This window comes from Mesorhizobium sp. M7A.F.Ca.CA.003.01.2.1, from assembly GCF_003998945.1.
Lineage (GTDB): Bacteria > Pseudomonadota > Alphaproteobacteria > Rhizobiales > Rhizobiaceae > Mesorhizobium > Mesorhizobium ciceri.
Map to the genome: position 1 here is coordinate 1 of NZ_RZRA01000658.1, position 3300 is coordinate 3300.

The 3300-nt window shown below is 65.0% G+C and carries 4 protein-coding genes; all 4 read right to left on the reverse strand.

The features are described from left to right. Window positions 1–1011, reverse strand: a 1011-nt coding sequence (gene pobA, locus EN969_RS23150; RefSeq protein WP_127419423.1) for a 4-hydroxybenzoate 3-monooxygenase, incomplete at its 3' end; no start/stop codon positions are given. Next, window positions 1011–2063, reverse strand: coding sequence for a 3-carboxy-cis,cis-muconate cycloisomerase (locus tag EN969_RS23155; protein WP_063167583.1), 1053 nt, complete (start codon window positions 2061–2063; stop codon window positions 1011–1013). The genes EN969_RS23155 and pobA, both read right to left, overlap by 1 nt. Window positions 2064–2082: 19 nt before the next feature. Further along, the gene (gene pcaG / locus EN969_RS23160) at window positions 2083–2697 is read right to left on the reverse strand and encodes a protocatechuate 3,4-dioxygenase subunit alpha (protein ID WP_063167582.1); all 615 of its coding nucleotides are present in this window, start codon (window positions 2695–2697) and stop codon (window positions 2083–2085) included. Beyond that, window positions 2697–3300: protocatechuate 3,4-dioxygenase subunit beta (gene pcaH / locus EN969_RS23165; protein ID WP_127419424.1), on the reverse strand; the 604-nt coding region annotated here is incomplete at its 5' end. The genes pcaH and pcaG, both read right to left, overlap by 1 nt.

Genomic DNA, 3300 nt, shown 5'->3' on the forward strand with positions numbered 1-3300 from the left:
CCAGACCCGCGCCAGCGCCTTTTGCGAATAGCAGTCGATGCCAGCCGCGGATTTGTCGCGATAGAAGTCGCACAAACCCGAGAAGAGATAGCGCACGTCGCTGGCAGCGAGGTTCAGACCCTTGGCGCCGGTCGGCGGCACGATGTGGGCGGCGTCGCCGACCAGGAACAGCCGGCCGAAGCGCATCGGCTCGGCAACGAAGGAGCGCAGCGGCGCGATCGATTTCTCGAAGGATGGGCCGGTGACGACGCTTGCCGCCGTCTGCTCGGGCAAGCGGCGGCGCAGCTCGTCCCAGAAGCGCTCGTCCGGCCAGGCTTCGACGCGATCGTCCTGCGGACACTGCACATAATAGCGGCTGCGGTGCGTCGAGCGCATCGAGCACAGGGCAAAACCCCTTTCATGATTGGCGTAGACCAGTTCGTGATCGGCCGGCGGCACTTCGGCCAGCACGCCGAGCCAGCCGAACGGATACTGCCGCTCGAAGATTTTCAGCGCACGCTCGGGCACCGATTTGCGGCTGACGCCGTGATAGCCGTCACAGCCGGCAATGAAGTCGCAATCGATGCGATGCGTGACCCCGTCCTTGTCATAGGTCGCGAAAGGTGCGGCGCCGTCGAAATCGTGCAACGCGACATTTGCCGCCTCGTAGATCGTGGTCAGTCCGTCCGCATCGCGCTTGTCCATCAAATCGTGCGTCACCTCGGTCTGGCCATAGACGGTGACATGCCTGCCGCCGGTCAGTGCCTCGAGGTCGATGCGGTGCAGGCGTCCGTCGAAGGCGAGCGAGATGCCGGAATGCGGCAGTCCTTCCGCGTGCAGCCTTGCCGCCGCGCCGGCCTGTTCCAGCAATTCGACGGTGCCCTGTTCGAGCACCCCTGCCCGCACTCGGCCAAGCACGTGCTCGCGGCTCGCGCGTTCCAGAATGACCGTCTCGACGCCGATGCCGGCCAGAAGCTGCCCAAGCAGCAGGCCGGACGGTCCGGACCCGACGATGACGATTTGCGTGCGCATCAGTGGCCGAGACTTTCGACCTGTGCGGCCAGCTCAGCGGCAAGGCGGAGCGACGCGGCCGTCGCGATGACCATTTGCGGCAGCAATAGCCATTCCAGCGTCCAGGCAGCGCCCGAGCGCTCCTGCTCATGCACGAGCGCGTGATGCATGCCCGCAAGCTGCGTGGCGTTGAAGCGGGCAAGCGCCACCAGCGCTTCGGCCTTCACCGGGTTCTGCTTGTGCGGCATGGCCGAAGAGCCGCCGCCGCCGGAAAGCTCGATCTCGGTTCCACCTTGCGCCATCAGCGCGATGTCCTGGCCGAATTTGCCGAGGCTGCCTGATAGCAGCGACATCAGGCCGGCGAAATCGGCGAGTGCGTCACGCTGGTTCTGCCAATGCGGGGCGTCGCCAAGGCCGAGCTTTGCGGCCAGTGCTGCGCGCACCGCCGGACCTTTGTCGCCTAGCTTTTCCAGCGTGCCGGCGGCACCGCCGAACTGCACCACCAGCAGACGCCTCGACTGTTCCGACAATCTTTCCTGATGCCGTTGCAGTGGCGCCCGCCACGTCCTGACGCGGTCGGCCGCTTTGATCGGAATGGCTGGCTGCATGCGCGTCATTCCCGTCAGCGCCCTGCCGCCAAACCGCTCTTCGAGCGAGACGAGCCGTATAATGGTCTCGGTCAGGAGCAGGCCGAGATGCTCGACGATGGACTTCAGCCGAAACACCAGGCCGGTATCGATGACATCGTGGCTGGTTGCGCCGAGATGCACTTTGTCGCCATGCGGTTCGCCGACCGCCGCCCTGATCTGGCGTACCAGTTCCGGCACAATGACGCCGTCTTTGGCGACGGCAGCCCGCAGCAAGGCGGTGTCGGGCCGGAATGTGGCAAGTGCGGCCACGATCGCGGCGGCATCATCCTTGGTGATAATCCCGTTTTCAGCTTCCGCTTGCGCCAGCGCCCGCTCGAAGGCAAGCATCGCCTCGATTTCCGCCTCGATGGAAAAATGCCGGTTCGCCTCCTCGTCGCCGAGAAGAGCGGAGAGCAGTGGATGGTCGAAGGGCGATACGGTCATATCCTGCTCCTCCTGACCATCAGCTGTCGAAGAAGACCGTTTCCTTCTCCCGCTGGAGATGGATGTCGAAAACATAAATATCGCCGTTGCGCTCGGCGATCAGCGTCGGCACGCGGACGCGGTGCTCGATGCGCGCCAGGATCGCATCCCCGGCATTGGCCTTTTCCTCATCGGAAAAATACAGCCGTGTGTGCAGGCCGAGATTGATGCCGCGCGCGACGATCCAGAGGGTGATGTGCGGGGCCATCAGGCTTCCGTCCCTGAACGGCACGCGGCCCGGCTTGATCGTCTCGAACGTGCACAGACCGGTGTCCATGTCGGTCGGGCAACGGCCCCAGCCGAAAAAGTTCGGATCGGCCGCGCCGCGCAGTTCAGCCGGCGAATTGTAGAGCCCATCCGCATCTGCCTGCCAGATCTCGATCAGCGCATCCTTGAGCGGCGTGCCGGTACCGTCGAGCACCCGGATGCGCAGGCCGATGCGCTCCCCCTTGGTCTTGTCGTTGACCATGGTCGCACCAAGGTCGGTCGCATAGACGCCGCCGATGCCGCAGAAATTGGGCGTCAGCCCGATATGAACATAAGGTCCGGCGGTCTGCGAGGGGCTTTCCCTGAGCCGGTCGAGCGACTGGGCCATCAATTGCCCTCCAGCCTGTTTTCGAACAGCGACGCGCGGCGCCCGCGCAGCACGATGTCGAACTTGTAGGCGCGCGCGTCGAAGGGGATCGTCGCCTGCATGTCGAGCGTGGCGATCAGCGTTTCGACGGCGGCCTTGTCGGGGATGCCGCGCACGATCGGGCAGTGCCAGATCAGCGGATCACCCTCGAAATACATCTGCGTGATCAGCCGCTGCGCAAAGCCGTGGCCGAAGACCGAGAAATGGATGTGCGAGGGCCGCCAGTCGTTCGGCCCGTTCGGCCAGGGATAGGGGCCGGGCTTGACAGTGCGAAAGGCGTAGCCGCCATCCTCGCCTGTTATGGCGCGCCCGCAGCCGCCAAAGTTCGGGTCGAGCGGCGCCAGATAGCCGTCCTTCTTGTGGCGGTAGCGGCCGCCGGCATTGGCCTGCCAGAATTCGAGCAGCGCGCCGGGTACGCCAACGCCGCGTTCATCGAGCACCCGGCCATGGACGATGATGCGCTCGCCGAGCGCGCTCTCGCCGGGCCTGGCGAAATTGTGGATCAGGTCGGCGTCGAGTTTGCCGAGCATGGCGTGACCGAAGACCGGGCCTGCAATCTCCGAC